The organism is Crenobacter cavernae, from assembly GCF_003355495.1.
GTDB classification, from domain to species: domain Bacteria; phylum Pseudomonadota; class Gammaproteobacteria; order Burkholderiales; family Chromobacteriaceae; genus Crenobacter; species Crenobacter cavernae.
The window spans coordinates 2,823,110-2,845,745 of record NZ_CP031337.1 but is presented as its reverse complement, the minus strand read 5'-3'; the positions used below and the strand labels follow the sequence as shown (position 1 = coordinate 2,845,745).

The 22,636-nt window shown below is 65.7% G+C and carries 19 protein-coding genes and 1 pseudogene; 13 read left to right on the top strand and 7 right to left on the bottom strand.

The genetic code is table 11. From position 1 onward, the window contains the following. Positions 1-407 precede the first annotated feature (407 nt). The 11 genes and pseudogenes from DWG20_RS13830 (at position 408) to DWG20_RS13780 (ending at position 12,193) form a co-directional block, all read left to right on the top strand. Positions 408-1,625, top strand: coding sequence for an aspartate aminotransferase family protein (locus DWG20_RS13830; RefSeq protein ID WP_115434349.1), 1,218 nt, complete (start codon positions 408-410; stop codon positions 1,623-1,625). A gap of 110 nt (positions 1,626-1,735) precedes the next feature. Next, complete coding sequence (gene aruF / locus DWG20_RS13825; protein WP_115434348.1) at positions 1,736-2,773, top strand: arginine/ornithine succinyltransferase subunit alpha; 1,038 nt, start codon at positions 1,736-1,738, stop codon at positions 2,771-2,773. Continuing rightward, complete coding sequence (astA, locus tag DWG20_RS13820; protein WP_115434347.1) at positions 2,770-3,804, top strand: arginine N-succinyltransferase; 1,035 nt, start codon at positions 2,770-2,772, stop codon at positions 3,802-3,804. Before aruF ends, astA begins: the two co-directional genes overlap by 4 nt. Then, positions 3,805-5,268, top strand: coding sequence for a succinylglutamate-semialdehyde dehydrogenase (astD, locus tag DWG20_RS13815; RefSeq protein ID WP_115434346.1), 1,464 nt, complete (start codon positions 3,805-3,807; stop codon positions 5,266-5,268). Further along, positions 5,265-6,611 carry an N-succinylarginine dihydrolase gene (gene astB / locus DWG20_RS13810; RefSeq protein ID WP_181880929.1) on the top strand — a complete coding sequence of 449 codons (1,347 nt, stop codon included), beginning with the start codon at positions 5,265-5,267 and terminating at the stop codon, positions 6,609-6,611. The genes astD and astB overlap by 4 nt, the downstream gene beginning before the upstream one ends. A gap of 529 nt (positions 6,612-7,140) precedes the next feature. Next, a complete protein-coding gene (locus DWG20_RS13805) occupies positions 7,141-8,070 on the top strand; it encodes a branched-chain amino acid ABC transporter permease (RefSeq protein ID WP_115434344.1) in 930 nt (309 codons plus the stop codon). 21 nt (positions 8,071-8,091) lie between these two features. Continuing rightward, entirely contained in the window at positions 8,092-9,168 is a 1,077-nt protein-coding gene (locus tag DWG20_RS13800) for an ABC transporter permease subunit (RefSeq protein WP_181880928.1), read from the top strand. A gap of 3 nt (positions 9,169-9,171) precedes the next feature. After that, on the top strand, positions 9,172-9,942 hold the full coding sequence (locus DWG20_RS13795; protein ID WP_115434342.1) for an ABC transporter ATP-binding protein: 771 nt from the start codon (positions 9,172-9,174) through the stop codon (positions 9,940-9,942). Then, a pseudogene (locus DWG20_RS13790) lies at positions 9,939-10,648 on the top strand (ABC transporter ATP-binding protein). The gene DWG20_RS13795 and the pseudogene DWG20_RS13790 overlap by 4 nt, the downstream one beginning before the upstream one ends. A 6-nt stretch (positions 10,649-10,654) precedes the next feature. Continuing rightward, a complete protein-coding gene (locus DWG20_RS13785; RefSeq protein ID WP_115434341.1) occupies positions 10,655-11,434 on the top strand; it encodes a YdcF family protein in 780 nt (259 codons plus the stop codon). 3 nt (positions 11,435-11,437) lie between these two features. Further along, a complete protein-coding gene (locus DWG20_RS13780; RefSeq protein ID WP_115434340.1) occupies positions 11,438-12,193 on the top strand; it encodes a competence/damage-inducible protein A in 756 nt (251 codons plus the stop codon). Positions 12,194-12,335: 142 nt separating this feature from the next. Here the strand turns inward: DWG20_RS13780 and DWG20_RS13775 are convergent, their stop codons facing one another. Next, positions 12,336-13,451, bottom strand: a complete 1,116-nt coding sequence (locus DWG20_RS13775; protein WP_115434339.1) for an enoyl-CoA hydratase/isomerase family protein — start codon at positions 13,449-13,451, stop codon at positions 12,336-12,338. A gap of 81 nt (positions 13,452-13,532) precedes the next feature. Between DWG20_RS13775 and DWG20_RS13770 the strand changes: the two genes are divergently transcribed. After that, positions 13,533-14,705, top strand: coding sequence for a thiolase family protein (locus tag DWG20_RS13770; protein ID WP_115434338.1), 1,173 nt, complete (start codon positions 13,533-13,535; stop codon positions 14,703-14,705). 79 nt (positions 14,706-14,784) lie between these two features. On the opposite strand, the gene dsbD is transcribed toward DWG20_RS13770, so the two are convergent. After that, a complete protein-coding gene (gene dsbD, locus DWG20_RS13765) occupies positions 14,785-16,557 on the bottom strand; it encodes a protein-disulfide reductase DsbD (protein WP_115434818.1) in 1,773 nt (590 codons plus the stop codon). Positions 16,558-16,730: 173 nt separating this feature from the next. Here dsbD and DWG20_RS13760 point away from each other — a divergent pair, with 173 nt between their 5' ends. Beyond that, a complete protein-coding gene (locus tag DWG20_RS13760; RefSeq protein WP_115434337.1) occupies positions 16,731-17,528 on the top strand; it encodes an alpha/beta fold hydrolase in 798 nt (265 codons plus the stop codon). Positions 17,529-17,605: 77 nt separating this feature from the next. Here DWG20_RS13760 and folE2 read toward each other — a convergent pair whose 3' ends face one another. From folE2 to DWG20_RS13735, 5 genes are all read right to left on the bottom strand, one after another. Continuing rightward, positions 17,606-18,400, bottom strand: coding sequence for a GTP cyclohydrolase FolE2 (gene folE2 / locus DWG20_RS13755; protein ID WP_115434336.1), 795 nt, complete (start codon positions 18,398-18,400; stop codon positions 17,606-17,608). Positions 18,401-18,562: 162 nt separating this feature from the next. Beyond that, on the bottom strand, positions 18,563-20,410 hold the full coding sequence (gene dxs / locus DWG20_RS13750) for a 1-deoxy-D-xylulose-5-phosphate synthase (protein ID WP_115434335.1): 1,848 nt from the start codon (positions 20,408-20,410) through the stop codon (positions 18,563-18,565). Positions 20,411-20,419: 9 nt separating this feature from the next. Next, positions 20,420-21,319: a polyprenyl synthetase family protein gene (locus DWG20_RS13745; RefSeq protein ID WP_115434334.1), complete on the bottom strand. Its 900-nt coding sequence runs from the start codon at positions 21,317-21,319 to the stop codon at positions 20,420-20,422. After that, the gene (locus DWG20_RS13740) at positions 21,309-21,542 is read right to left on the bottom strand and encodes an exodeoxyribonuclease VII small subunit (protein ID WP_115434333.1); all 234 of its coding nucleotides are present in this window, start codon (positions 21,540-21,542) and stop codon (positions 21,309-21,311) included. The genes DWG20_RS13745 and DWG20_RS13740 overlap by 11 nt, the downstream gene beginning before the upstream one ends. Before the next feature lie 106 nt (positions 21,543-21,648). Continuing rightward, on the bottom strand, positions 21,649-22,629 hold the full coding sequence (locus DWG20_RS13735; RefSeq protein WP_115434332.1) for a TerC family protein: 981 nt from the start codon (positions 22,627-22,629) through the stop codon (positions 21,649-21,651). Positions 22,630-22,636: the final 7 nt, after the last annotated feature.

The following is a 22,636-nucleotide window of genomic DNA, read 5'->3' as shown; positions in this document are numbered from 1 at the left end:
GCGAATCCCGCGGGCGTTTTTGTTTATGAAAGACAGCGTCACGAAAAAGCTCGGCCAACCTTCAAGGTTGGCCGAGCTTTTTGTCGGGCGGGGCAGGGCAGCTTTGAGCTCAAAGCCTGGCCGGGCAAGCGAAAATCCCGGGTCGGCAACGCCGGCCCGCTTGAGGGGCAACCCTTTTGCCCGCACAATATTGACCGAATCTGCGTCATTTTTTTCATTCTTTCCCATTGGTCAAGCCAGAAACCGGCTTTTTTGTGCGCTTTGATGCCAGAAAATGGCAGGAAATCGTCGCCGTGTTTTTTGTAAACCCATGTCGCAAACCGGATATGGACCGCCGATGGGATTCATTAGAATCGTTTTCATGTTGTGAAACACAACCTCTATCAGCCTTGCAGGAAGGAAAACCAATGAGCCATTCCGTCACCCGCGCCTTGTTCGACCAGGTCATGGTCCCCAACTACGCGCCGGCCCAGTTCATCCCGGTGCGCGGCGAAGGGTCGCGCGTGTGGGATCAGGACGGCCGTGAATTCGTCGACTTCGCCGGCGGCATCGCGGTGAACTCGCTCGGTCATTGCCATCCGGCGCTGGTCGCCGCGCTGACCGAGCAGGCCGGCAAGCTCTGGCACGTGAGCAACACGCTGACCAACGAGCCGGCGCTCAAGCTCGCCCGGCTGTTGACCGAAACCACCTTCGCCGAGCGCGTGTTCTTCAGCAACTCGGGCGCCGAGGCCAACGAGGCCGCGTTCAAGCTGGTGCGCAAGTACGCCGCCGACCATGTCGGCGTCGAGAAGCACGAAATCATCTCCTGCAAGAGCTCTTTCCACGGCCGTACGCTGTTCACCGTCAGCGTCGGCGGCCAGCCGAAGTACACTGAAGGCTTCGCGCCGGTGCCGGGCGGCATCAAGCACGTCGAGTACAACAACATCGAATCGCTGAAGGCCGCGATCTCCGACAAGACCTGCGCGGTCGTCGTAGAGCCGGTGCAGGGCGAGGGCGGCGTGCTGCCGGCCACGCGTGAATACCTGCAGGCCGCGCGCGAGCTGTGCGACCAGCACAACGCGCTCCTGGTGTTCGACGAAGTGCAGACCGGCGTCGGCCGTTCGGGCTCGCTGTACGCGTACATGGAATACGGCGTGACGCCGGATATTTTGACTTCCGCCAAGTCGCTCGGCGGCGGCTTCCCGGTCGGCGCGATGCTGACCACCGAGAAGGTGTCCAAGAGCTTCGGCGTCGGGACTCATGGATCTACGTATGGCGGCAACCCGCTCGCGTGCGCGGTCGCTCAAAAGGTAATCGAAGTCGTGAACACGCCGGAGGTGCTCGCGGGCGTGCGCGCCAAGTCGCAACGTTTCGTCGACGGTCTGAATGCGATCAACGCCAAGTACGGCATCTTCAAGGAAGTGCGCGGCATGGGCCTGTTGCTCGGCGGCGTGCTGACCGAGGCTTTCGCCGGCCGCGCGAAGGACTTCATGCTCGCCGCCGAACGCCAGCAGCTGATGGTGCTGGTCGCCGGCGTCAGCGTGGTGCGCTTCGCGCCGTCGCTGGTGATCCCGGACGCAGACATCGATGAAGGCCTCAAACGCTTCGAGGCCGCGGTAGCCGAAGTCGTCGGCCAGACCGCCTAAACCCCCAGAATAACAAGCTATTTTGTCGGAGCGGCCCGCCTTGCGGCGGGCCGCTGGGCCCCCTTGCGTCTTTTTCAGGGCGGGCTTGGCAAGCACGAGGGAGAAACACCATGTATGTCGTGCGACCTGCACGCACCGCCGACCTGCCGGCCATCGAGAAGATGGCGGTGGCGAGCGGCATCGGCGTGACCAGCCTGCCGAACAACCGCGAGAAGCTGTTCGAGCGCATCCAGCAGTCGCTGGACGCGTTCGAGCACGACGCCGATCTGGACGCCGGCAAGGAGTACTACATGTTCGTGCTCGAAGCGCACGGACAGGTGGTCGGCACCGCGTCGATCAGCGCGTGCGCCGGATTCGACGAGCCGTTCTATAGCTATCGCAGCGAAACCTTCGTGCACGCGTCGCGCACGCTCAAGGTCAACAACAAGGTGCACGTGCTGACGATGTGCCACGACCTGACCGGCCTCGTCCAGCTGTGCGGCTTCTACTCCGAGCCAGCGATCGACGCGCTGGCGACCGAACTCTTGTCGCGTGCGCGCTTCCTGTTCATCGCCAGCCAGCAGCAGCGCTTCGGCCGCCGCGTGGTCGCCGAGATGCAGGGCATCCACGACGCCGCCGGCCAGTCGCCGTTCTGGGACGCGATAGGCCGCCGCTTCTTCAACATGGACTTCGTCGAGGTCGAACAGGCGTTCGCCAGCCGCAGCAAGACCTTCATCGCCGAACTAATGCCCGCCTATCCGATCTACGTGCCGCTGATGCCCGGCGCGGCACAGCAGGCGATCGGCCAGGTCCACCCCGACTTCGAGCGCCCGTTCGGCATCCTCGGCCGCGAGGGTTTCGAAGCCGACAACTACATCGACATTTTCGACGGTGGCGCGGTGCTGACCGCCGACGTCGACCGGCTCTACACCGTGCGCACCAGCAGCTGCCACCCGGTCGAGGTGACCGCCAGCCTGCCGGCCTCGGCCAACCTTCGCCTCGCGAGCAACGAGAAGGTCGCCGATTTCGTCGCGACGCTGGTGCAAGCCGAAGTGGTCGACGGCGTCGCCTTCGTCAACCCGGACGGCGCGCTGGCGCTCTCGGTGACGAGCGGAGACACGATCCGTCTCGCGCCGCTTCAGGTCGAGCCGGAAGGAGAAACCGCATGATGCTGATCCGACCGATCCGCCAGGGCGACCTGCCCGGCCTCCTGGAGCTGGCCAAGAGCGCCGGCGTGGGACTGACCTCGTTGCCAGTCAACGAAGAACGCCTGGCGCGCCGCATCGCGCGCTCCGAACAATCGTTCGCCGGCACCGCCGAAGAGGGCGACTACGGCTACGTGTTCGTGCTCGAAGACAGTGCAAACGGCAAGGTGGCCGGCATCTGCGCGATCGAGGCCGCCGTCGGCCTGAAAGAGGCCTGGTACAACTACCGCGTCGGCACCATCGTCCACGCGAGCGAAGAACTCGGCGTCTACACCCGGCACGACACGCTGTTCCTGTCTAACGACCACACCGGCTATTCGGAGCTGTGTTCGCTGTTCCTGCACCCCGACTATCGCGCCAACAAGAACGGCGGCCTGCTGTCGAAGAGCCGCTTCCTGTTCATGGCCGCTTTCCCCGCGCTGTTCGGCAAGATCACCGTCGCCGAGATGCGCGGCGTGTCGGACGAGAACGGCCGTTCGCCGTTCTGGGAGTCGCTCGGCCGCCATTTCTTCTCGATCGACTTCGCGCGCGCCGATTATCTGACCGGCGTCGGCCAGAAGGCCTTTGTCGCCGAGCTGATGCCCAAGTACCCGGTCTACATCGACTTCCTGCCGCCCGACGCGCAGGCGGTGATCGGCCAGACACATGAGAACACGCGTCCGGCGGTGGCGATGCTGCAGGCCGAGGGCTTCCGTTACGAAGGCTACGTCGACATCTTCGACGCCGGCCCGACGGTGCAGACGTACACGAGCGAGGTGCGTGCGGTGAAGGAAAGCCGTCTCGTGCCGGTGACGTTGGCCGAGCCCTCGTCCGACGATGCGCGAGAATGGCTGCTGGTTTCCAACCAGTCGCTCGAGGACTTCCGCGTGGTTCTTATCGAGGCGGCTTATCCGGCGGCCTCGCTCGCGCTCAAGCCCGACCAGGCGGCGGCGCTCAATGTGAAAGACGGCGACACCGTACGGGCGGTGACCCTGTCGCCCAAGGAGAAAGCGTAAATGAGCACCCATTTCATCAACGGACAGTGGCTCGCCGGCGAAGGCGACGCGTTCGAGAAGGTCAACCCGGCGGCTAACGAAACGGTATGGCAAGGCCGCGCCGCGAGTCCCGCACAGGTCGACGCCGCGGTGAGGGCGGCCCGCGCCGCCTTTGCCGGCTGGGCGCGCCAGCCGCTGGAAGCGCGCGCCGCCGTCGCGCGTCGTTTCGGCGAACTCCTTGACGCCAACAAAGCAACGTTGGCCGAGCTGATCTCGCGCGAAACCGGCAAGCCCTTATGGGAAGCGCAGACCGAAGTCACCAGCATGGCGAACAAGGTGGCGATCTCGCTTGCCGCGCTCGAGGAGCGCACCGGCACCCGCGCCAGCGCCATGGGCGACGCGCAGGCTGTGCTGCGCCACAAGCCGCACGGCGTGGTCGCGGTGTTCGGCCCGTACAACTTCCCGGGCCACCTGCCTAACGGCCACATCGTGCCGGCCTTGCTCGCGGGCAACGCGGTGGTGTTCAAGCCGTCCGAATTGACGCCGGCGACCGCCGAGCTGACCGTCAAGCTGTGGGCGGAGGCCGGCCTGCCGGCCGGCGTGATCAACCTGGTGCAGGGCGCGCGCGAAACCGGCGTCGCGCTCGCGGCGCACGACGGCCTCGACGGCCTGTTCTTCACCGGCAGCTCGGCCACCGGCGAGATCCTGCACAAGAACTTCGCCGGCCGCCCGGACAAGATCCTCGCGCTCGAGATGGGCGGCAATAACCCGCTGATCGTCGAGGACGTCGCCGAGCTCGACGCCGCCGTGCACCACATCGTGCAGTCGGCGTTCATCTCGGCCGGCCAGCGCTGCACCTGCGCGCGTCGCCTGCTGGTGCCGCAAGGCGAGTGGGGCGACAGGCTGATCGCTCGCCTGGTCGAGGTCTCGGCCAAGCTCAAGGTCGGCCGTTACAACGACGAACCGGCGCCCTTCCTCGGCGCGGTGATCTCCAACGCAGCGGCCGACGCGCTGCTCGCCGCACAGGCTAGGTTGGCCGAGGCCGGCGGCAAGGTGCTGCTGGAAATGCGCCGCCTCGAGCCGGGCTTCGCGATGCTGGCGCCGGGCATCGTCGACGTGACGGCGGTACAGAATCGTCCGGACGAGGAATTCTTCGGCCCGCTGTTGCAGGTCATCCGCTACGCCGACTTCGACGAGGCGATAGCCCTGGCCAACGCCACGCGCTTCGGCCTGGCTGCCGGCGTGCTGTCCGACAGGCGCGAGCTGTTCGACCGCTTCCTGATCGAGAGCCGCGCCGGTGTCGTTAACTGGAACAAGCCACTCACCGGCGCCTCCAGCGCCGCGCCGTTCGGCGGCATCGGCGCGTCGGGCAACCATAGACCGAGCGCCTACTACGCCGCAGACTACTGCGCCTATCCGGTCGCGTCGCTCGAATGCGACAGCCTGACCGTTCCGCAACAACTCAGCCCAGGGATCGTACTGTGAATGCTTACGAAGTGAATTTCGACGGCCTGGTCGGCCCGACGCACAACTATAGCGGCCTGTCCTACGGCAACGTCGCGTCGACCGGCAACCAGAACGCGGCGTCGAACCCGAAGCTGGCGGCCAAGCAGGGCCTGCAAAAGATGAAGGCGCTGGCCGACCTCGGCTTCAAGCAGGGTGTGCTCGCACCGCACGAGCGCCCGGACGTCGCAAGCTTGCGCCGTCTGGGTTTTGCCGGCAGCGACGCCGAGGTGGTCGCGCGCGCCGCCAAAGAGGCGCCGGCCATCCTCGCGGCCGCGACTTCGGCCTCGTGCATGTGGACCGCGAACGCCGCGACGGTGAGCCCGTCGGCCGATACGGCGGACAGGCGCGTGCACTTCACGCCGGCCAACCTGAACAACAAGTTCCACCGCTCGATCGAACACCCGACCACGCGCCGCGTGCTGAAGGCGATGTTCAACGACGAGTCGCGTTTCGCGGTGCACGAGGCGCTGCCGGCGCAGATGCACTTCGGCGACGAAGGCGCGGCCAACCATACGCGTTTCTGCGCCGAATACGACGCGCCGGGCGTCGAGTTCTTCGTCTACGGCGCGTCGGCCTTCGACGCCAGCCGTCCGAAGCCGGCCAAATTTCCGGCGCGCCAGACGCTGGAAGCGTGCGAGGCTATAGCCCGTCTGCACGGCCTTTCCGAAGGCAACGTCGTCTACGGTCAGCAGGACCCGGACACGATCGACAAGGGCGTGTTCCACAACGACGTGATCTCGGTCGGCAACCGCAACGTGCTGTTCCACCATCAGCGCGCCTTCCTCGACCAGGCGTCGGTGCTGTCGGAAATCGACCGCAAGCTCGAGGCCTTTGGCGGCCGCTTTGTCGCGGTCGAGGTGCCCGAGGCCGATGTCAGCGTGGAGGAGGCGGTCAAGAGCTATCTGTTCAACAGTCAGCTCTTGTCGCGCGCCGACGGCAAGATGATCATCGTCGTACCCGAAGAATGCCGCGTGACGCCGCGTGTCTGGGCGTATCTCGAAAAACTGGCGGCGAGCGGCGGCCCGATCGCCGAGGTGAAGGTGTTCGACCTGAAGCAGAGTATGCAGAACGGCGGCGGGCCGGCCTGCCTGCGCCTGCGCGTGGCGCTGAACGAGGCAGAACTCGCCGCGGTGAATCCGAAGGTGATGATGAACGACGCCTTGTTCGCGGCGCTCAACACCTGGGTCGACCGTCATTATCGTGACCGTATCTCGCCCGAAGACCTCGGCGATCCGCAACTGCTGGTCGAATGCCGCGCGGCGCTCGACGAACTGACCGGCATTCTCGGTATGGGATCGGTTTATCCCTTCCAGCTCGGCTGAGTGTTCGCACCCGTTGGGATGTGAAAAGGCCGCCCCATTGCGGGGCGGCCTTTGTCGCGTTGTTGCGTCGCGTTTTATTAAATTCACGGCGGTGGATGTTGAAATGGGAAGCCCGGCTCGGCCAGCGTTCGCGGCTGCGGATTATGTCGTTAGAATAGCATGATGAACGCGTCCGCATTTCAGGGTGATCTTGTGGGAAATGCTTTCCTAGGGAAACCCCGCTATTGGCGCACTCAAGGAATAACCCTTAAAAGTAAACTGCTGAAAAACAAGCTTATTTCAGGAAAAAACCCTTCTCGGAAAAAGGATTGATTTTGCCCCCGGTTTAATCAATTTTTAAGATTGACAGGGATTTGTTGCCAGCACGATAATCCGCCCTTCGTTTGCTTACTGTCTATTGTATCCAGGTGGCGGGTGGGCGGACATGCGGCAGGGCTCGATCCGTGCCGTGCCAACACAAAAGAGAACAGGCGGCCCGGGAAACCCCCCGAAAGCCGCTGGGTCGATCTATCTAAGGAGATTTCCGACCGTGGATATTTTTCTGCAGCAAATACTCAATGGTCTCGTCCTGGGGAGCATCTACGCGCTGATCGCGCTGGGCTACACCATGGTTTACGGGATCATGGGTCTGATCAACTTCGCCCATGGCGAAATCGTCATGGTGGGCGCGATGGTAACGATCACCGTCATCTCCACGCTGATGGGAGCCGGCGTCGCCGTGCCGGGGCCGCTTCTGGTCCTGATCGGCCTAATGGTGGCGATTCCGGCGTGCATGTTGCTCGGTTTCACCATCGAGAGGGTGGCCTACCGGCCGCTGCGCAACGCGCCGCGCCTGGCGCCGCTGATTACCGCGATCGGTTTGTCGATCGTGCTTCAGCAAGTCGCGATCCTGATCTGGGGCCGCAACTACATTCCCTTCCCGCCGATTCTCACTCACGAAACCATCAGTTTCATGGGCGCCAGCATCACCGAGCTCCAGCTGATGATCATCGTGCTGTGTCTGGTCATCATGGGCGGCCTGCTGCTGATGGTCGAAAAGACCAAGCTGGGCCGCGCGATGCGCGCCACCAGCCAGAACCCGGCGGTGGCCGGCCTGATGGGCGTGAACGTCAACACCGTGATCTCGGCGACCTTCATGATCGGCTCCGGCCTCGGCGCAGTTGCCGGCGTGATGGTGGCGACCAACTACGACCAGGCCCACTACTACATGGGCTTCCTGATCGGTCTTAAAGCGTTTACCGCGGCGGTGCTCGGCGGCATCGGCAACCTCGGCGGCGCGGTGGCGGGCGGTTTGCTGCTCGGCATCATCGAGAGCCTCGGCGCCGGCTACATCGGCACGCTGACCGGCGGCTTCCTCGGTTCGCACTACCAGGACATTTTCGCCTTCATGGTGCTGATCCTGGTGTTGATCTTCCGTCCTTCTGGCCTCTTGGGCGAGAAGATGGCCGACCGTGCTTGATCGGGGAGACGCATTGTGAACATGGCAATTGCAAATAAGCTCGACGCCAACAAGAAGATCGGCCTCTACCTCGCGATGGGCGTGGTGCTGGCGGTGCTGCCGATCCTGATCGGCGGCGCCTTCGGCAACTCGTGGGTCCGCACGCTGGACTTCGCGCTGCTCTACATCATGCTGGCGCTCGGCCTCAATATGGTGGTGGGCTTCGCCGGCCTCTTGGACCTGGGCTTCATCGCGTTTTACGCGGTCGGCGCGTATGGCTACGCGCTGCTCAGTTCGCCGCACTTCGGCATCCATCTGCCGTTCTACATCACCATCCCGCTCGGGGCGCTCATCGCCGCCTTCTTCGGGGTGCTGCTGGGGGCGCCGGTGCTGCGGCTGAAGGGCGACTACCTGGCGATCGTGACGCTCGGTTTCGGTGAGATCGTCCGTATCTTCATCAACAACCTGAACGCACCGGTGAACATCACCAACGGCCCGCAGGGGATCAACCTGATCGACCCGGTGAAAGTGGCCGGCGTGTCGCTCGGCAAGCCGCTCGAGATCGCCGGTTACAGCATCAACCCCGTCTATCTCTATTACTACTTCTTCCTGATCCTGACCGTGCTGGTGGTGATCATGGCCTCGCGTCTGCAGCGTTCGCGTATCGGCCGTGCCTGGGTGGCGCTGCGCGAGAACGACATCGCCGCGGCGGCCATGGGCATCAACATCCGCAACATCAAGCTGCTCGCCTTCGCGTTGGGCGCGCTGTCGGGCGGTATCGCGGGCGGTTTGTTCGCGTCGTTCCAGGGCTTCATCTCGCCCGAGTCGTTCGGCCTGCTCGAATCGATCATGATCCTCGCGATGATCGTGCTGGGCGGCATGGGGAATATCCCGGGCGTGATCCTCGGCGCGGTGATGCTGACGCTGGCGCCGGAATTCCTGCGCGACGTGATCGGCCCGGTGCAGATGGCGACCTTCGGCCGCATGATCGTCGACCCGGAAAACGCCCGCATGCTGCTGTTCGGCCTTGCCATGGTGGTGATGATGCTGATCCGCCCGGAAGGCGTCTGGCCCTCCAAGCGCCGTCAGGCCGAATTCAAGGATGCGAAGAAAGGTTGAGTCATGGCAGAACAACTCCTGAACATCGAGGGGATTCACAAGCGTTTCGGCGGTCTGCACGCGCTCAACAACGTGACCCTCTCCATCAATCAAGGCGAGATTTACGGTTTGATCGGCCCGAACGGCGCCGGCAAGACCACGCTCTTTAACGTACTCACCGGCCTTTACATGCCGGACGAAGGCCGCTTCACCTTCCGCGGCCAGAACCTGTTCTGCGCCAAGCCGCACAAGGTGGTGGAGACGGGCATCGCCCGTACCTTCCAGAACATCCGCCTGTTCGGCGAGATGACCGCGCTGGAAAACGTGATGGTCGGCCGCCACATCCGTTCCAAGGCGAGCGCCATCGGCGCCATCCTGCGCGACAAGCGCACCCGCGCCGAGGAGGCGTCGATCTGCGAGAAGGCGTATGAACTGCTCGACTACGTCGGCATCACCGAAGTGGCCGACGAACACGCGCGCAACCTTTCCTACGGTCACCAGCGCCGTCTGGAAATCGCCCGCGCGCTCGCGACCGAGCCGACGCTGTTGGCGCTCGACGAGCCGGCCGCCGGCATGAACCCGCGCGAGACCGACGACCTCAAGCACCTGATGGAAAAAATCCGCAAGGATGGCGTGACCATCCTTCTGATCGAACACGACGTGAAGCTGATGATGGGCTTGTGCGACCGCATCGCGGTGCTCGACTACGGCAAGAAGATCGCCGAGGGCATCCCGGAAATGGTCCGCAAAGACCCGAAAGTGATCGAAGCCTACCTGGGGGTCGCAAGCACATGAGTCTTTTGGAAGTCAAAAACCTGCAAGTGGCCTACGGCGGCATCCAGGCCGTCAAGGGCATCGATTTTCACATCAACCAGGGCGAGCTGGTGACCTTGATCGGCGCCAACGGCGCGGGCAAGACCACGACGCTGAAGACCCTGGTCGGGATGGTGAAGAAGGCCGGCGGCAGCATCGACTACGACGGCAAGGACAGCGCTTCGATCGCGCCGTACGACTTCGTGCGTCATGGTTTGGCGATGGTGCCGGAAGGCCGCGGCGTGTTCGCCAAGCTGACGGTCGAAGAGAACCTGCACATGGGCGCGTTCTACCGCAACGACAAGGCGGAGATCCAGAACGACATCGAGCGTGTCTACGGCCTGTTCCCGCGGCTGAAGGAGCGCCAGAAACAGCTGGCCGGCACCTTGTCGGGGGGGAGCAGCAGATGGTGGCGATGGGCCGGGCGATGCTGTCGCGTCCCAAGCTCTTGCTGCTCGACGAGCCGTCGATGGGCCTCGCCCCGATCATCGTGCAGAAGATCTTCGAGATCATCCGGATGGTCGCCGCCGAAGGCGTGACCATGCTGCTGGTCGAGCAGAACGCCAAGCTGGCGCTCGAGGTCTCGCAGCGCGGTTACGTGATGGAGAGCGGAAAGATCACCATGAGCGGCAACGCGCGCGACCTGCTCGACGACGAGCGCGTGCGCAACGCCTACCTGGGCGAATAAAGCCGCATGATGACCGACGTCAGCCCCCTCGTGCTGGTTCACCAGCTCGCGGGGGCTTTTTTCTTGCCGCCTCTGCTGTGGCTGTGGCCGATGCTGATAGGCGCGCTCTTCATTCGGCGCGGCTGGCGCAAGGTTGGCCGAGCCTTGTGGGTCTTGGCCTTCGCAGGGCTCTATCTCGCGGCGACGCCGCAGATGGCGCTATGGCTCGCGCGAGGCCTCGAGACCGATCCGCCGATTTCAGCGGACGCGCTCGCCTCGGTCGACGCCATCGTCGTGCTCGGCGGCGGCAAGCGGCCGTCGCCCGAATACGGCGGCGAGACGGTCAGCCTCGACACGCTGTCGCGCGTGCGCTATGGCGCGTGGCTTTCCGCTCGCTCCGGCAAGCCGCTGCTGGTCACCGGCGGCGCGCCCTTGGGCGGGAATGCCGAAGGCAGTCTGATGGCTGGAGTGCTGGAGAACGAGTTCAAGCGGCCGGTGCGCTGGCGCGAGACGGCGTCGAACACCACGCAGGAAAATGCGCAGAACAGCGCGAAGATCCTGCTGCCGCAAGGCGTCAAACGCATCGCGCTCGTCAGCCAGGCCTGGCACCTCAGGCGCGCCGTAGGGTTTTTCGGCGAACAGGGCTTAGCCGTCGTGCCGGCTCCGACCGGCTTCATCCGCTACGACGGCCCGGCCTTCCTCCGCTGGGTGCCGCAGGGCAGGGCGATGCAGGAGGTGTACAGCCTGACGCGGGAATACATCGGCATGCTGTACTATGCGCTGCGTGGACAACTCGCAGGGGGCTGAGGCATGGACGTAGGCGCACTGATCATCGGCGACGAACTGTTGTCGGGCAAGCGGCAGGACAAGCATCTGCAGGCGCTGATCCGCCTCCTCGCCGCGCGCGGCATGAAGCTCGCGTGGGCGGAATGTCTCGGCGATTCGCCGGCGCGGATCGAGGCGGCGCTCAAGCGTGCGTTTGCCGGTGGCGACCTGGTGTTCAGCTTCGGCGGCATCGGCGCGACGCCAGACGACCATACCCGCGCCTGCGCGGCGCGCGCGCTCGGCGTCGGGCTGGAATTGCATCCGGACGCCAAGACGATCATCGAGGGCCGCTTCGGTGCCGACGCCTATCCGCACCGCATCAATATGGGCGTGTTTCCCGCCGGCGCGCGGCTGATCGCGAACCCGGTCAACCAGATCCCGGGCTTCAGCCATGGCGACGTGCACTTCGTGCCGGGCTTTCCTTCGATGGCGTGGCCGATGGTCGAAGCGGTACTCGATACCCGCTACCCGCATCTGTTCTCCGCCATTCCCGACGTCGACGTGACCTTGATCGCGATCGAAGCACGCGAGGGCGACCTGATCGACCTGATGCAGGACTTCGTCGCCCGCTACCCGGCGCTGCGTTTTTCGAGCCTGCCGTCGTTCGCGACCGCCGAGCGGCCGATGCAGATCGAGTTCGGCTTCACCGGCCAGAGCGCGCTGGCGGCGATCGCGCTGGCCGAGCTGGAGAAGGCGCTCAAGGCGCGCGACTATACCGTGCTGCCGGGAAAAAGCGCCTGAACCCTGGCCGAGCCTCGCCCGGTCGAAAAAAACCGCCCCGAGGGGGCGGTTTTTTTTGTGCCCATCGGGCTCGGCCAACCTTGAGCCCGAAAGGTTGGCCGAGCCCTGTGCCTACGGCGGCGCGCCGTTAGCAGGCCTCATGCTAGTCAAGCTCGGCGAGCGGATGCGGCCCGCGCCATGGCGCATCGAAGCGCGCGGCGATGTCGGCCGGATCGACCTCGGCCAACGTGGCCGGTTGCCAGCGCGGTTGCTTGTCCTTGTCGACGAGCTGGGCGCGAACGCCTTCGGCGAAGTCGGGCGAAAGGCAGGTGTTGACCGACAGCGCCAGTTCGGCGCGGAGGGCCTCGGCCAAAGACGCGTCTTTCAGCCGTTCGCCGATCTCCCAGATCAGCGCGCGGCTCGAGGGTGAGCCGGCGGCGAACTGTTCCCGCGCGCTCGCCAGCCAGTCGTCCTGAGTGACGTCGAGCGCAGCGGCGAACTCGGCCAACGTCGAACGGCTGGCGATCGTTTCGATGGCCGTGCGGTGCGCGGCGACCGGCGACGGGGCGAGCGTCGGCGGTGCCTCGGCGGCTAGCCCGGACAAGAGGGCCGTCAGCCGCGCGCGGTCGTCCTGTGCGTCATGGCGCCAGCGTGTCGCGGCGAGCCGCTCGAGCAGCGCCGGGAAGGCGTCGCTCTCGAGCGCGATGTCGGCGAGCCGGCAATGGAGCGCGTCGGCCGCGTTGAGCGTCGCGGCGGTCAGCGCGAGAAAACGCCCGAGCGCGTCGAGCCGGCCGAGGAAGTGGCTGGCGCCGACGTCCGGGTAGAGGCCGATGTTGATCTCGGGCATCGCGAGCCGGCTGTTTTCGGTGACGACGCGGTGGCTCGCGCCGGCCAAGAGGCCGAGCCCGCCGCCCATCACGATGCCGTCGCCCCAGGCCAGGATCGGCTTCGGGTAACGGTGGATGCGGTGGTCGAGCCGGTATTCGGCCGCGAAGAAGCGCGTCAGGATGGCGACGGCTTCGTCGCGGGCCTGGCCGAGCGCCACGTCACGCATCGCATGCACGTCGCCTCCGGCGCAGAAGGCGCGCGCGCCGGCGCCGTGAAGCACGACCAGCGCGACCTCGGGGTCGGCGGCCCAGGCGACGAGCTGGGCGTCGAGCGCCTCGACCATCTCCAGCGTCAGCGCATTGAGGGTGGCGGGCGTGTTGAGCCGGGCGAGCGCGACGGTGTGGCCGTTGCCTCCGTGAAGACGCGAGAAGTGAACCGGTTGCGTAGACATGCGGCCTCCTAGTCGGGTTTTATCAAGCTTAACCCATACGCTTAAGCCGCCTAAAGTAAAAGAAACCCGAGGGAGAAACCCATGCAAAGCGAAGCGGTGATGATCCTGTCCGCCTGTCGGACCCCGACGGGCGCTTTCTGCGGCGCGCTCGCGAGCTTGTCGGCGTCCGAATTGGGCGCGACCGTGCTGGCCGGCGCGCTGGCCGCATCGCGGCTCGACGCCGACGACATCGACGAAGTGCTGATGGGCTGCGTGCTGCCGGCCGGCCTCGGCCAGGCGCCGGCGCGCCAGGCGGCGCTGGGGGCCGGGCTGCCGGCGTTGGTCGGCGCGACGACGCTGAACAAGGTCTGCGGCTCGGGGCTGAAGGCGGTGATGCTCGCTTACGACATGATTCGTGCCGGTTCTGCGCGCCGTCTCCTCGCCGGCGGCATGGAGAGCATGAGCAATGCACCGCACCTCTTGCTCAAATCGCGCCGCGGCTGGCGCATGGGCTCGGTCGCGGTCGAGGACCACATGATGCTAGATGGTCTCGAGGACGCGTACGAGAACGAGCCGATGGGCGTGTACGCCGAGCGCTGCGCGCACCACTACGGCTTTACGCGCGCCGAGCAGGACGCGTTCGCGCTCGCGTCGCTCGAGCGCGCGCTCGCGTCACGAGGCGCAGGCGAGATCGTGCCGGTGGCGGTCAAGGGGCGCGGCGGCGAGGCCGCCGTGTCTGATGACGAGCCGCCGTCGCGCGCGAGCCCGGAGAAGATCGCCGCGCTGAAGCCGGCCTTCGTCGCGGGCGGCACGGTGACCGCCGCCAACTCGAGCTCGATCGCCGATGGTGCGGCGGCGTTGGCGCTGGCGCCCTTGTCCGAAGTCGAACGGCTGGGCTTGACGCCTCGCGCGCGCATCGTCGGCCACGCGAGCCACGCGCAGGCGCCCGGCTGGTTCACGACCGCGCCGCTTGGGGCCATCGACAAGCTGTTGACGCGGATCGGCTGGACGGTCGACGACGTCGACCTGTTCGAGGTCAACGAGGCGTTCGCGGTCGTGGTGCTGGCGGCGATGCGCGACTTGAAGCTGCCGCACGACAAGGTCAACGTGCGCGGCGGCGCATGCGCGCTCGGCCACCCGATCGGCGCGTCGGGCGCGCGCATCCTGGTGACGCTGCTCGCGGCGCTCGAAGAGCGGGGTTTGCGTCGCGGCGTCGCGTCGCTGTGCATCGGTGGCGGCGAGGCGGTGGCGCTGGCGGTGGAGAGGGTCGTGTAATCCTGCAGCGGTCAAGACGAGTTGGCCGAGCGTTAAACGCTCGGCCAACCTGTTGGCTACGGTTCTTCTAGGGCCGAATTCAGCGCGGCAGCAGCGGCGTCAGTTGCGGCAGGAAGGCGGGCGCCTCGACATAGCCGATCACGCGTTTGGCCTCGCGGCCTTGCGCGTCGAACAGGATCAGCCCGGGCGGGCCGAACAGGCCGAAGCGCTTCAGCAGCGCCTGGTGTTCGGCGTTGTTGGCGGTGACGTCGGCGCGCAACAGCGTGAAGCGCCGCATTGCGGCGGCGACCGCCGGGTCGGTGAAGGTCTTGGCTTCCAGCTCCTTGCACGCGACGCACCAGTCGGCGTAGAAGTCGAGCAGCACCGGTTTGCCTGCGCTGGCGGCGATCGCGGCGTCGAGCGCAGCGATGTTCGACACCGGCTGGAAGGCGAGCCGCTCGGTCGCTTGTGCTTCGCCGCCGAACAGGCCCTTGAGCGGCGACGCAGGCTCGTAGCGCCCGCTGAGCGCGCCGACGAGCTGTGCCGCGCCGGCGAGGAAGAGCAGCAGGCCCAAGGCCTTCAGCAGCCGCTGTCGTGCGCCGGCATTGGCCGGCAGGGCGTCGAAAGCACGAAGAAACACCGCGCTGCCGATCGCGAGCGCCGCCCAGCCGAGCATCACCGCCATGCCCGGCAGGAAGGGCGAAGCCATCCACAGCGCGACGGCCAGCATCACCACGCCGAAGCTGGCCTTGACGCCTTTCATCCACGCGCCTGCGCGCGGCAGGATCTCGCCGCCGAAGGCGCCGAGCAGCAAGAGCGGCGTGCCCAGGCCCAGCGCCATCGCGTACAGCGCGCCGCCGCCGAGGAACGCGTCGCCGGTGCGGCCGATGTAGCCGAGCGCGAGCGCCAAGGGCGGCGCGACGCACGGGCCGACGATCAGCGCCGACAGCACGCCCATGCCGAACACCGGGACGAAGTGGCCGCCGGAGAGCTTATTGGAACCGTCGGCCAGCCGGCTCTGCCAGCTGGACGGCAGTTGCAGATTGAACAGGCCGAACATCGACAGCGCCAGGATCACCATCAGCGTGGCGGCCGACAGCACGACCGCCGGCTGTTGCAGCCAGACGGTCAGCAGGCTGCCGGTGAGGCCGGCGAGCACGCCGACCGCCGTATAGGTCAACGCCAGCCCCTGCACGTAGGCGAGCGCCAGAAAAAAGCCACGCCGGCGGGTCAGCGTGTGGCCCTGGCCGGCGATGATGGACGACAGGATGGGCAGAAGGGGGTACATGCACGCGGTAAACGCCGTGCCGAGGCCGGCGATCCAGAAGGTGGCGAGCGTCACGACACGCCCGCCGTCGCCGAGCGTGGCCGGCGGCGCATTGGCGGGCGGCGTCGGTCGGTCGCCGCCGAGCCAGTCGAGCGGGCCGGCCTTGCCGCCGACTCTGACGCGGGTGGTGTACGGCGGGTAGCAGACGCCGACCTCGGCGCAGCCTTGCACCGTCACTTTCAGCATGAACTGTTCGGGCGCGCCGGCCTTGAGCGGCACGATGATGTCGACCGGGCTCGTATAGACCACCTGCTCGCCGAAGAAAGGGTCTTTCTTGTGCTTGCCGTCGGGCATCCTGGCCGGGCCGGCGAGCAGGCCGTCCGGCTCGCTGGCGAAGCGGCTGCGGTCGCGGTACAGGTAGTAGCCGGGGCTGACCTCGACGCGGACCCTGACGGCATCGCCCTCGCGCGTCGCGCTGACCGGAAAGGCCTTTTCGGGTGGCAACAGTTCGTCGGCGTCGACCGCGAAGGCCAGCGTGGGCAGGAAGAACAGCAGCGCGGCGAAGGCGGCGAGCCGGCGCAGGGTCGTTAAGCGAAATGCGGTCATGGTGTTGGGATCGATGACGATGGAAGCTTGACCCGGCATCCGGCGCGAAGTTTCCCCTGTTACGGATTGGGCAGGAAAAAACGACGGCGGGCGGCAAAGATCCAGATCAAACGATCGTTTTATTTTCGGTTATAGTGACGGCAGGATGACTAGGATACCGAACCGCCCCCGCCATGAACAAACCCCATTTGCATTTCGCGCATGCTAACGGCTTCCCGGCGCCGGTGTACCGCAAGCTGCTCGACCGCCTCGGCGAGCGCTACGACGTCGGCTATATCGACGCGGTTGGCCACGACGCGCGCTATCCGGTCACCGACTGCTGGCCGAACCTGGTCGATGAGACGGTCCACTTCATCGAAGCGCGCTACCCGGAACCGGTGATCGGCGTCGGTCATTCGCTCGGCGGCCTCTTGGTGCTGTTCGCCGCGCTGAAGCGCCCGGAATTATTCAAGTCGCTGGTGATCCTCGATTCGCCGCTGTTCGGCCCGTGGCGCGCGCGCGGGCTGTTGATGGCCAAGGCGTTCGGCATGATCGACAAGGTCACGCCGGCGGCGCAGACGCGCAGGCGCCGGGCCGAATGGCCGAGCGTCGAGGCGGCACGCCACTATTTCTCGACGCGGCGGCTGTTCGCCGAGCTCGACCCCCAGTGCCTCGACGACTACGCCGAGTTCGGCACCGTCGAACAGGACGGCGTGCGCAAGCTGCGCTTCGAGCCCGAGATCGAGTACCGCATCTTCCGCGGCCTGCCGCACAACTACCACCGCTACCGCGGGCTCTTGCAGGTGCCGGCCGCGTATATCGTCGGCAGCCGTACCCACGTCGTCGGCGAGTCGGACCTCGCCTTCATGCGCCGCCATTTCGACATGAGCGTGCTGACCGAGGAGGGCACGCATCTGTACCCGCTCGAGCGGCCGCTCGAAACGGCCGAGCGGATTCACGCGGCGCTCGCCGGGCTCGGCCAACGTCGATAGCCCGGCTGGCCGAGCCCGGTCGGCGACAACGAAAAAGCGGCCCGCTGGGCCGCTTTTTTGCATGAACGGGACGGCGATCAGCGCGCCCTCTTGTCCTGCTCGATCAGCGCGTAAGCCGAGTGGTTGTGGATCGACTCGAAGTTTTCCGATTCGACCACGAAGGCCAGCACGCGCGGGTCGGCGTTGAGCCGCCCGGCGACGTCGCGCACCATGTCCTCGACGAACTTCGGATTCTCGTACGCGCGCTCGGTCACGTATTTCTCGTCCGGGCGCTTCAGGATGCCGTAGAGTTCGCACGACGCTTCCTGTTCGACCATGTCGACCAGTTCCTCGATCCAGATGTACTCATCGGTGCGCGCGGTGACGGTGACGTGCGAGCGCTGGTTGTGCGCGCCGTATTGCGAGATCTTCTTCGAGCAAGGGCATAGGCTCGTGACCGGCACCAGCACCTTCATCGTGAAGTGGTACTGGCCGCCCTTGATCTCGCCGATATAGGTGACCTGGTAGTCGAGCAGGCTCTTCACGCCCGAGACCGGCGCGGTCTTGTTGACGAAGTAGTCGAAGCGCATCTCGATGTAGCCGGATTCGGCCTCGAGCCGGTCGACCATCGCGCGCACGATGTTCTCGAACGACGAGACCGAGATTTCCTTCTCCTGCGTGTGAAGGATCTCCACGAAGCGCGACATGTGGGTGCCCTTGAAATGCGCGGGCAGGTGCACGTACATGTCGAAGGTGGCGACGGAGTGCTGCACGCCGCCTTCGCGCTCGGCCAGGCGCACCGGATGGCGGATCGCCTTGATGCCGACCTTGTTGATCGGAAGGTTGCGGCTGTCGTGCGAGCTTTGCACGTCGGGGATGGTCTGAGCGTTCATGCCGATGGGGTCTCCACAGTGGACGTCCCATTATACCAAGGGAAAATACCCGAGCAAAGCAGTCGGGTTTGCCCGTCGGCGTCAACCCGGTGTCGACCCATCCAGACGCAAAAACGGCCACCGCTCGATGTGCACGGTGGCCGTTTCTTGCTGCATCGATCCCTAGCCGAGCCTGGCGCGGATGCTGGCGGCGATGCCGGCGGCGTTGAGGCCGCAGTCGGCCAGCATGCCGACCGGGTCGCCGTGGTCGACGTTCTCGTCGGGCAGGCCGATGAGCAGCGTGTCGACCGTGATGCCGCGCGCGGACAGCACCTCCAGACAAGCGCTGCCTGCGCCGCCCATCACCGTGTTTTCCTCGACGGTGACGATCAGATCGTGGCTCTTTGCCAAGTGGACAACCAGCTCCTCGTCGAGCGGCTTCACGAAGCGCATGTCGACCACGGTGGCGTCGAGTTCGTCGCCTGCGGCGAGCGCCGGCGTGACCATGCTGCCGAAGGCGAGGATGGCGACCTTGTTGCCTTCGCGGCGCACGACCCCCTTGCCCAGCGGCAGTTCGCGCATGGTCTCTTCGGGGACGACGCCCGGGCCGCTGCCGCGCGGGTAGCGCACCGCGGTCGGGCCGTCGATCTTGAACGCGGTGTACAGCATCTGCCGGCACTCGTTCTCGTCCGACGGCGCCATCACGATCATGTTCGGGATGCAGCGCAGGTAGCTGATGTCGAAGGCGCCGGCGTGGGTCGGGCCGTCGGCGCCGACGAGGCCGGCGCGGTCGATCGCGAACAGCACCGGCAGCTTCTGGATCGCGACGTCGTGGATCAGCTGGTCGTACGCGCGCTGCAGGAAGGTCGAGTAGATCGCGACCACCGGCTTCATGCCGTCGCAGGCGAGGCCGGCGGCGAAGGTCACCGCGTGCTGCTCGGCGATGCCGACGTCGAAGTAGCGGTCCGGGTGCTCCTGCTCGAAGCGCACCAGGCCCGAGCCCTCGCGCATCGCCGGCGTGATGCCGACGAGGCGTTGGTCCTCTTTGGCCATGTCGCACAGCCAGTCGGAAAAGATCTGCGTGTAGGTCGGCTTGCCGCCGGCCTTGCCGCCGGAAAGGCCGTTGGCCGGGTCGAACTTCGACACGCCGTGGTAGGCGACCGGGTCGTTCTCGGCCAACTTATAGCCCTGGCCCTTCTTGGTGACGACGTGCAGGAACTGCGGGCCCTTCAGCGTCCTGATGTTCCCGAGCGTGGTGACCAGCGCGTCGAGGTCGTGGCCGTCGATCGGGCCGATGTAGTTGAAGCCGAATTCCTCGAACAGCGTGCCCGGCGTGAACAGGCCCTTCACGTGTTCTTCCATCTTGCTCGCGATCTCGCGCATCGGCGGCACGATGCCGAGCACCTTGCTCGAACCGTGCTTCATTGCCGAGTAGAAGCGGCCGGACAGGATCTTGGCCAGGTAGTTGTTCAGCGCGCCGACGTTGGGCGAGATCGACATATCGTTGTCGTTGAGGACGACCAAGAGGTCGGTGTCCATCGCGCCGGCGTTGTTCAGCGCCTCGAATGCCTGGCCGGCGGTCATCGCGCCGTCGCCGATGATCGCGACCGCCTTGCGATCGGTGCCCTGCGCCTTGGCGGCGACCGCCATGCCGAGCGCCGCGCCGATCGACGTCGACGAATGACCGACACCGAAGGTGTCGTACTCGGATTCCTCGCGCTTCGGGAAGCCGGCGAGGCCGCCCTTCTGGCGCATCGTGCCCATGCGGTCCTTGCGGCCGGTCAGGATCTTGTGCGGGTAGGTCTGGTGGCCGACGTCCCACACCAGGCGGTCATCCGGCGTGTTGAACACGTAGTGCAGCGCAATCGTCAGCTCGATGCTGCCGAGGTTGGACGCGAAATGGCCGCCGGTCTTGCTGACCGACTCGACCAGGAATTCACGCAGCTCGCTCGCCAGCTGCGGCAGCTGGGCGCGGTCCAGCAGGCGCAGGTCGGCGGTGCGGTGGAGGGTGTCGAGAAGCGGAGTCGTCATGGTGGCTTGTCAGAACGAACGGGCGACGATGTAGTCGGCCAGCGCCTTCAGGCGCTCGGCGGACGGGCCGAAGCCGGCAAGGGCCTCGAAGGCGTCGTCGCTGAGTTCGCGGGCGAATTGTTTGGCTTCGGCAAGCCCCATCAGGCTCACGTAGGTCGGCTTGTTGTTGGCGGCGTCCTTGCCGGCGGTCTTGCCGAGCGTCGCGGTGTCGGCGTCGACGTCGAGCACGTCGTCGACCACCTGGAACGCCAGGCCGATGCGTTTGGCGAAGTGGTCGAGCCGCTCGGTTTCCTCGGCCGTAAGCGGTCTGCCGGCGAGAGCGCCGAGCAGCACCGACGCGCGGATCAGCGCGCCGGTCTTCAAGAGGTGCATGAATTCGAGTTCGGGCAGCGACAGCTCCTGACCGACGCTGGCCAGGTCGATCGCCTGGCCGCCGGCCATGCCGGCGTGGCCGGACGCATGCGCGAGCGTCTTGACCATCGCCAGCTGCGCGGCGGCGTCGACGCCGGCCAGCGGCGCGGAGAGCAGGTCGAAGGCGAGCGTCTGCAGCGCGTCGCCGACGAGCAGCGCGGTCGCCTCGTCGTAAGCGACATGACAGGTCGGCTTGCCGCGGCGCAGCACGTCGTCGTCCATGCACGGCAGGTCGTCGTGCACCAGCGAGTAGGCGTGCACCAGTTCGACCGCGGCGGCGACGCGCGCGAGGTTGGCGGGGTCGGCTAAGACCAGTTCGCCGGCGGCGAACACTAAGAGCGGGCGCACGCGCTTGCCGCCTTCGAGCACGGCATAGCGCATCGCCTCGTGAAGGCGTTGCGGCGCGACGGCGGGGTCGGGCAGCAGGGCGGCGAGCGTGCTTTCCATCTGCTGTTGCACGCCGCTCATCCAGCCGATGAAGACGGTGTCATTGGCCATTGGGCAGCTCCAGCGGTTTGAGTTCGTCGTTTTCCAGCACCTTGAGCTCTTGTTCGGCGTCGGCCAGCTTGCCCTGGCAGAACTTGATCAGCTCGATGCCCTGTTTATAGGACCCGAGGGCGGTTTCCAGTGGGATATCGCCGCTCTCCATGGCCTGGATGATGTCTTCCAGCTGGGCGAGCGCCGCCTCGAAGCTTGCCGGTGACTTTGCCGTTTTGGCCATGCGATGTCCTTAATGATGTCGTGGCGCGAGAATCGGCAGGCATTTTAGGCGATTTTGCCCCGCGCCGACCAGCGCGGGGCAAGAAGACGAAGCGTCAGCGGCGGGCTCAGGCTTCTGCGAGCAGGGGTTTGGGGAACATCAACGACGCGACGACCGACGCGCCGATCACGGCGAACACCACGCCGAGCGACACCAGCACCGGGATGTGGAACACCTTCACGATCAGCATCTTCACGCCGATGAAGGTCAGCACCGCCGCCAGGCCATATTTCAAATAATGGAAGCGGTCGGCGACGTCGGCAAGCAGGAAGTACATCGCGCGCAAGCCGAGGATCGCGAAGATGTTCGACGTCAAGACGATGAACGGGTCGGTGGTGACGGCGAAGATCGCCGGGATGCTGTCGACGGCGAAGATCACGTCGGAGAACTCGATCATCATCAGCACGAGGAACATCGGCGTCGCGTAACGCACACCCTGCTTCACGACGAAGAACTTCTCGCCGTGGAACTCGTTCGTCATGCGCAGGTGGCTGCGCAGGAACTTGAGGATGGGGTTGGCGGCGAGATCGGCCTCTTCGTCTTTTTCCGGCAGCATCATCTTCAGGCCGGTGAAGACCAGGAAGGCGCCGAACACGTACAGCACCCACGCGAATTCGCTGACCAGCACCGCGCCGACGCCGACCATGACCGCGCGCAGCACGATCGCGCCGAACACGCCGTACAGCAGCACACGACGCTGGTGTTCCGGCCGCACGTTGAAATAGGCGAAAATCATCAGGAAGACGAAGATATTGTCGACCGCCAGCGATTTCTCGATCACGTAGCCGGTAAAGAACTCGAGCGCCTTCTGGTTGGCGATCTCGGGGCCGAAGGCCGGGTTATGGCTGAGGCTCCACCACAGCCAGCCGGCGAAGGCGACCGACACGCAGACCCACACGAGCGACCAGCCGAGCGCTTCCTTCACGCCGACCTTGTGCGAACCCTTCTTGTTGAGCGCCACCATGTCGATGGCGATCATCACTAGTACGGCGACGAAGAACACGCCGTAGAAAAACGGGGAGCCGATGGACGGCAACTCGGACTGCATGATGCAG